The organism is Planktothrix sp. FACHB-1355 (genome assembly GCF_014748295.1).
GTDB lineage: Bacteria > Cyanobacteriota > Cyanobacteriia > Cyanobacteriales > Aerosakkonemataceae > Aerosakkonema > Aerosakkonema funiforme_A.
Genome location: NZ_JACJUP010000259.1, coordinates 1 through 6,852, shown reverse-complemented (window position 1 = coordinate 6,852; position 6,852 = coordinate 1). Strand labels below are relative to the sequence as shown.

7 protein-coding genes are annotated in these 6,852 nt (G+C 46.0%); 4 read left to right on the top strand and 3 right to left on the bottom strand.

The annotated features are described in order from the left end of the window. Positions 1-483, bottom strand: a 483-nt coding sequence (locus H6S82_RS13165) for a phycobilisome linker polypeptide (RefSeq protein WP_277926415.1), incomplete at its 3' end; no start/stop codon positions are given. Positions 484-1,065: 582 nt separating this feature from the next. Here H6S82_RS13165 and H6S82_RS13160 point away from each other — a divergent pair. After that, positions 1,066-2,070 (top strand): phosphoribulokinase, encoded by a 1,005-nt coding sequence (locus H6S82_RS13160; RefSeq protein ID WP_190466792.1) that lies wholly within the window; start codon positions 1,066-1,068, stop codon positions 2,068-2,070. 143 nt (positions 2,071-2,213) lie between these two features. Further along, positions 2,214-2,336, top strand: coding sequence for a hypothetical protein (locus tag H6S82_RS34000; protein ID WP_255512252.1), 123 nt, complete (start codon positions 2,214-2,216; stop codon positions 2,334-2,336). A gap of 296 nt (positions 2,337-2,632) precedes the next feature. Here the strand turns inward: H6S82_RS34000 and H6S82_RS13155 are convergent, their stop codons facing one another. After that, complete coding sequence (locus H6S82_RS13155) at positions 2,633-4,333, bottom strand: NAD(P)H-quinone oxidoreductase subunit 4 (RefSeq protein ID WP_190466797.1); 1,701 nt, start codon at positions 4,331-4,333, stop codon at positions 2,633-2,635. 1,042 nt (positions 4,334-5,375) lie between these two features. Here H6S82_RS13155 and H6S82_RS13150 point away from each other — a divergent pair. Next, positions 5,376-5,918 carry a carbonic anhydrase gene (locus tag H6S82_RS13150; RefSeq protein WP_190466799.1) on the top strand — a complete coding sequence of 181 codons (543 nt, stop codon included), beginning with the start codon at positions 5,376-5,378 and terminating at the stop codon, positions 5,916-5,918. Between the two features lie 80 nt (positions 5,919-5,998). Here H6S82_RS13150 and H6S82_RS13145 read toward each other — a convergent pair whose 3' ends face one another. After that, a complete protein-coding gene (locus tag H6S82_RS13145; RefSeq protein WP_190466804.1) occupies positions 5,999-6,388 on the bottom strand; it encodes a GxxExxY protein in 390 nt (129 codons plus the stop codon). 133 nt (positions 6,389-6,521) lie between these two features. Here H6S82_RS13145 and H6S82_RS13140 point away from each other — a divergent pair. Further along, positions 6,522-6,852 (top strand): class I tRNA ligase family protein (locus H6S82_RS13140; protein ID WP_191056295.1); only part of this gene is annotated, 331 nt, incomplete at its 3' end.

Here is a 6,852-nt window from a genome sequence, read left to right as displayed (position 1 = left end):
GCTACCCTCAAGGTCGAACATCAGGTGACGGCAAGTGCCAATACCGCCTTCGCCAACCAACTCCTCGTTGCTTATGCACTTCCCAGTCCAGGGATTGTTGGGACGATAAGTATTAACCGGCACATTTTCATGAGCCTTTGCTTGAGTCATAGGCTTGGTTTTTTCCTCTAACTTCGCAGGTTCTGGTGCTGGTTCTGATGTCGCTTTCACATCCCCTGCTTTGTCAGATATCGCTTGGCCATTGGTTTGCTCTTGCCCTGAAGGCCGGATGCTAACAATTTGGCCGCCCATGCGCGTAATCCGCCGCATTTCTTCATTCATGCGGTTATAGGGCACAGTGATAAATACGCTGCCACTACGACGAATCGGGTAGCTCATTTTGTCAGTTTCATCGTTCTGACGCAGACCCACCACTTCATAAACAAACACACGGCTACCAGATACCGTGTTAGCAGCACTACCAGCTGCGCTAGGATTGTACATTGCTTCGATCTCTCCGAACTGAACTTCACTTGTTGCTGCTGCCAAGTTCCCTTGCCACCACATGAGTGTTCTACCACCAGCTAGATAGCTAGGGTTAGAACTTATAGCTGAAGAAAGCAGCCTTTTATAGTGTTGCAAAGCTAAGCTCACCGGTCAAAGATCCCAGGAGCGGAAAATCCGACATCAGACCTTCCCTACCCTACAGGGTAAACCTCCTACAGAATGTGACCGTCGAGTCAGTTTTACATTTTTTTTATAAAAAATGCACAACTAACATTAGCATAAATACTTGAGCTAAAACGATTCCACTTTGTTTTATGCCTTGTAAGGCAGATCCCACTCTGGTAAGATCTTTCAATAATAGTGTAGTAGTAAATACTTACTCATCGAAGGCTTGAGTCTTCCCTAAAGGGCAGATGCCAGACTGCCACACGGATTGGTTTGTTTTCGTGCTTTGTCGCGAAAGCGCAACGTCTCTCAAAAAGATAGTTGCCGTTCCAATCAAAGGGTGACCTTTAGGCTGTGGATTTAGCTCAAGTTTAGACCCGGTTAGTAGAGAATCATAATCGACAGAGGGAAGCTATGACCAGTAAGCCGGACCGCGTGGTTCTAATTGGCGTCGCCGGAGACTCCGGATGCGGTAAATCCACATTTTTGCGCCGCATAACGGATTTGTTTGGGAAAGAGTTTGTCACCGTGATTTGTCTGGACGATTATCACAGTTTGGACAGAAAGCAGCGCAAAGAAACGGGAATTACCGCGCTTGACCCCAGGGCAAACAACTTTGACCTGATGTACGAGCAAATTAAGGCGCTCAAGAACGGTCAGACGATTAACAAGCCGATCTACAATCACGAAACCGGCATGATCGATCCACCAGAAGTGGTGGAGCCAAATCATATCGTGGTGATCGAGGGGCTGCATCCCCTGTACGATGAACGGGTGCGATCGCTAATCGACTTCAGCGTGTACCTCGACATCAGCGAAGAAGTCAAAATTGCTTGGAAAATCCAGCGGGATATGTCCGAGCGGGGTCACACCTACGAAGATGTGATTGCTGCGATCAACGCTCGCCGCCCAGATTTTACCGCCTATATCGAGCCTCAGAAAGAGTTTGCCGATGTGGTTATCCAAGTATTGCCCACGCAATTACTCAAGGATGACAAAGAAGGTAAGATCCTGCGGGTGCGCCTCATTCAGAAGGATGGAGTGGAAGGCTTTGAGCCAGCTTATCTGTTTGATGAAGGGTCTACGATTGACTGGAGACCGTGCGGCACTAAGCTCACCTGCTCCTACCCAGGTATCAAGATGCACTACGGCCCAGATTCTTACTACGGTCACCCCGCCTCAGTGCTGGAAGTGGATGGACAATTAGACAATCTGGAGCAAGTAATCTATATCGAGAGCCATTTGAGCAAAACTTCGGCCAAGTACCACGGAGAGCTGACCCATCTGTTGCTACAGCATAGGGAATATCCCGGTTCTAACAACGGAACGGGACTTTTCCAAGTCCTCACCGGTCTGAAAATGCGAGCAACTTACGAGCGGTTGACTACTAAGGAAGCCAAGGTTGCAGTTAACGTGTAGAGCCAGATTTTGGTAAAGGTTTTGGGGGCGCGTCGAGTGTCCCCAATTTTTTTATAGCTAGGGACTAGGGGTTAGGGCGTCGGGCGTCGGGGCAGAAGGGATTAGGAGCGAGGGTTTCAGGAATTAAGAATGCCTTAACCGCCTTGACTGTTGCTATATTTGTCGCCTACCAGTTTCCGTCGCAATTGGCGAATAGCTGCGCTATTATTGCGATCGCTAGCAATTTGGAAAAACTATACCATAATATCGGCAATTTATACCTGTAGCCAACAGCTAAGAAATAGTACAGGTTAGGTTAAGTAGAGTAACATACTGGAAGCCACTTAGCAGCAAAAAATGAAGAGACGATCGAGGGGTTTTGCCTTAACGTTTCTAAAGTTGGGATAGATATTTGCTTTAACTGGCTTTGGATACCCATCTGCTTGCTCTCGTGTCAATGTCAGCAGTCTTATTTAAATTTTTATTATCACCTCAAGAACGGGAGAGCCATAAAAAAGCGATCGCTCCTCCGATTAAGAAAGAACGATCGCTCAACTTTCAACCCAGGTAAAAGCAGATAACTTTACTTCACAATCCCCAAAACAGGTTCTAATTCAGACTTCGCAATTACAGGAGACAAAAATTCCTGGGCATAAATCTGAGGATTTCCTTCTGCAATTTGGGTATACGATTGACGAATGTCAGCGTTCACCGCTACAGTTTTCACATCGTATACTTGGGTAGCCAACTTGGGATAGAAACCAATACCGATAATCAGCACTAAAAAGCTAGCAGCGATGAATATTTCACGCGGACTGGCATCGTTAAACTTGGCGTGAATAGGAAGGACGCAACTTGTACCGAAACAAACTGCTTCTTCATGTCCCTCATTTCTCAAGCTGATATCGTTAATATCGCAGGAGGGTGCAATATCGCAGGTGGCACCAGTGTAGTAAAATACTTGGCGCAACATAGAGAGCAGATATATCGGCGTGAGGATAACTCCTACTGCGGCGAGAAATACAGTGACAGTGCGGAAGGTTGAAGTGTAGATATCGCTGGTGGTCACACCCACGAAGACCGAGAGTTCGCTAGCAAAGCCACTCATACCGGGGAGGGCGAGAGACGCCATCGCACCTACTGTAAAGAGGGCGAACACTTTGGGCATAGCTTGACCGACGCCGCCCATTTCGTTCATTGCCATTGTATGGGTGCGATCGTATGTTACGCCTGCCAAGAAGAATAGCACTGAAGCAATCAAACCGTGGGAAATCATTTGCAGCATCGCACCGCTGACTCCCAAGTCGGTGTAAGAGGCAATCCCCAGCAGGACAAATCCCATGTGGGAAACTGACGAGTAGGCTAGGCGGCGCTTCATGTTGGTCTGGGCAAAAGAAGCCAACGCACCGTAGATGATATTGACAACGCCCAGGATTACCAGCACCGGTGCAAAGTAGACGTGAGCGTCGGAGAGCATCTCCATATTCACGCGAATCAGTCCGTATCCGCCCATTTTCAGCAATACGCCTGCCAGAATCATGGATACGGGCGCGGAAGCTTCGCCGTGGGCATCAGGCAACCATGTGTGCAGGGGGAAGACAGCCAGCTTGAGGCCAAAGGCAATCAGCAATCCAGCATAAAGCAGCAGTTCTAATGCGATCGGATAATCTTTGATGGCGAGTTCGACCATATCGAAGGTCAAATTGCCGCCGCCGTAAAGCGCCATTGCCAGGGCTGCGACCAGAATAAATATAGAAGCTGCTGCTGTATAAAGGATGAATTTTGTAGCTGCGTAACGGCGTTTTGGGCCACCCCAAATGGAGACGAGCAGGTAAACGGGAACTAGCTCTATCTCCCACATAATGAAGAGAAGCAGCAAGTCCTGGGCAACAAACACTCCTATCTGTGCTGAGTACAGTACCAGCATCAGGAAATAGAACAGACGGGGTTTGACATCGACTTGCCACGCCGCCAGTATGGAAAGCGTCGTCACGAATCCAGCCAGAAGCACCAACGGAACGGATATTCCATCGACCGACACTGCCCAGTTAAGACCTAACTGAGGTATCCAGGCATACTTTTCTGCGAGTTGAAAAGTAGCGCTGCTCGCATCGTAATGCTTCCAGAAGGCATAGCACATCAACACAAAATCCGCGATGCCTACACCCAGGGCATACCACCGCACGCGCTTGCCGTCTTTATCCGGCAGCACGGGGATGATAAAGGAAGCAACGAGTGGGAGCAGGACAATCGCAGTAAGCCAGGGAAATTGATCGGCCATCATGGTACTAAGAAAAAATACCTAGTTCTTATGGATGAGTCTATTGTATTAAACTTTGTAACAATTTAGTCATAAATCTTTGCCTCAGATATCCATACATTCGTATCTATAGTAAATGTATGTAATAAAAATTACTTAATTTATTCCGCATAAAAAATTTTATAATCTTGATGAGGAATAGGTTTTGGGAATTACCAAAAATAATTTTTTCTAATATAAAGTATTAATTAATACAATAATTTAAAGTAAAATCCGAGAAAACCGAAAAAGGCCGTTGCGGAAGGGTAATGGTGGCTGGACAGGTGGGAGCGATCGCAAAAGCCAAAGCTTCCCATAGGAGCTTTGAGTCAGGTGGCGAGAAACCCAGCTAATTCAGGTGTTTTGGGATATCGGGAGGGTGGAAACGAGCAGAATATATAGTATGGAGGACGAGAGCTAGAGTGCCAGTCCAGTAGAATGAATTGACAAAAAGAAGGAAATATGTGTTATGTAGGGGCTCAGCATTCGGAGCGCTCCAGATGAATCGGATGAAGTGGCTGTGCAGATTCTCAGTTGTTAAACTGGGTCACCCGATGCAAGGATTTTGGATTGGCTGGCTCTTAAAAGAGTGGAGCTTGAAATAGGAAATTTTTTTGATGATTCCCATTCAAATGGAAGGCTTAAAACCGCTTTTTTTCGGTCAAGCCGCGTAACTTAAGACGAGTAATCGACTGCGCGGCTGGTTTGATTTTTTGAAGGCACATTTACTCAAAAAATCTACTGTTTTTTAATAAAAATTTTAATAAATATCACTTCATTTTCGCTAGGTTTACCCTTAAAATTATACTTTGTAAATGATACTAACCAATCGGAAAACATATCGAACGAGTCATCATTTCTTAAGGCCAGCTTAAGTTCGTTCATTTTTATTAGTAATTATTTAATAAGCTCATATCCTGTAGAATGCCACAAATTAAGTTATTATAACGTAAGCCTATCGAAAAACCGGGTTTTCTGGTATGAGTGGTAATAGCTACCAGTATTATCCACCTGCACCCGGTATCCCATGAACCACAGTCCCAATTGTCTTAACTGCATCAACCGTCGCCACTTTCTGCAACTCCTACCAACGGCACTTTCTGTCGCTGTGCTATCAAATGCTCAGCCTGCCAAAGCAGCCAACACCGCCAAAGCTTTAGTCCTCAGTTGCATTGACTCTCGCGTTTTAGAAGCACAACGTTACTTTTTATCATTGCAACATCTCGGTAATCAATACGACTTGACAGCTTTGGCGGGTGCTTCCTTAGCTTTAAGCGGAATTCCCCAGCAAGCAGACGCCGAAGCTTTTTGGGATCAATTGAAATTATCCTATCGATTGCATCATATTCAAAAAGTAATGATATTCGATCATCAAGACTGTAGCGCTTATGCAGATAAGATCGATCCAAAATTAAGTGAAGATAGTGAAAAAGAAGAAAAAGTCCATGAAGAATACTTGAGTGGGGCTTATTGGCAAATACGCGATCGCTATCCAGATTTGAATATAGAATTATATTTTGTTACTCTTAATGCGGAAGTAAAGGCTATTTCACCTTTGGCTAGAGTATAAGTTTTTTAACGAACCGCGAAGACGCGATAGCGAAGCGAAACGCGATAGCGTTTTAGAGCGCGAAGGAAGAGGAAGAAGAGTTAAGAGGAGGAGATGATGCGTTTGATGCCTTCTTTGAGAACGGGGACGTTGAAGTTGATGAGAAGGGCGAGGGGATGATTGGTCATTTTAAAATAGGAGATTACTTGGGCTTCGTGGATGGGTGCTAAATTTTCTACAGCTTTAAATTCCACAATTAGAGTGTCACCGACAAGAAAATCTAATTTGCCCTCACCGACCTGAAAACCTTTGTCTGTCACTGCTACCGGCTTCTGAGGTTGACAGCGTATCCCGCGCATCGGAAATTCTATTTCTAAAGCTTCCTGATACACTGACTCCAAAAAACCTGGCCCCAAAACCCGATGCACCTCAATCGCCGCCCCAATTACCCGATAAGCTAACTCTTCCACCTCATCATTAAGCTCTCTCATTCTTCTCTCTTCTTTCTTCGCGTTCTAAAACGCTATCGCGTTTCGCTTCGCTATCGCGCCTTCGCGCTTCATTCTCTCTTCTCTCTCCATCCCTATGTCAAAATTTTAATACAAACAGCGTATCCCTTAACAGATGACTTCAACCCTACCCCCCCAATACGACCCCTCCAATACCGAAGCCAAGTGGCAAAAATTTTGGGAAGAAAAAGAAATCTTTAAAGCTGACCCAGCAAAAGGCGGCGAATCCTACAGCATGGTCATCCCACCCCCCAACGTGACTGGTAGTTTGCACATGGGTCACGCTTTGGGGCAAACGATTATGGATATCGTCGTCCGCTATCACCGGATGACCGGACGCAATACTCTCTGGGTACCGGGAACTGACCACGCCAGCATCGCCGTTCACGTCATGTTGGAACGGGAACTGGAAAAAGAGAAGATAACTCGCCAAGATTTAGGACGCG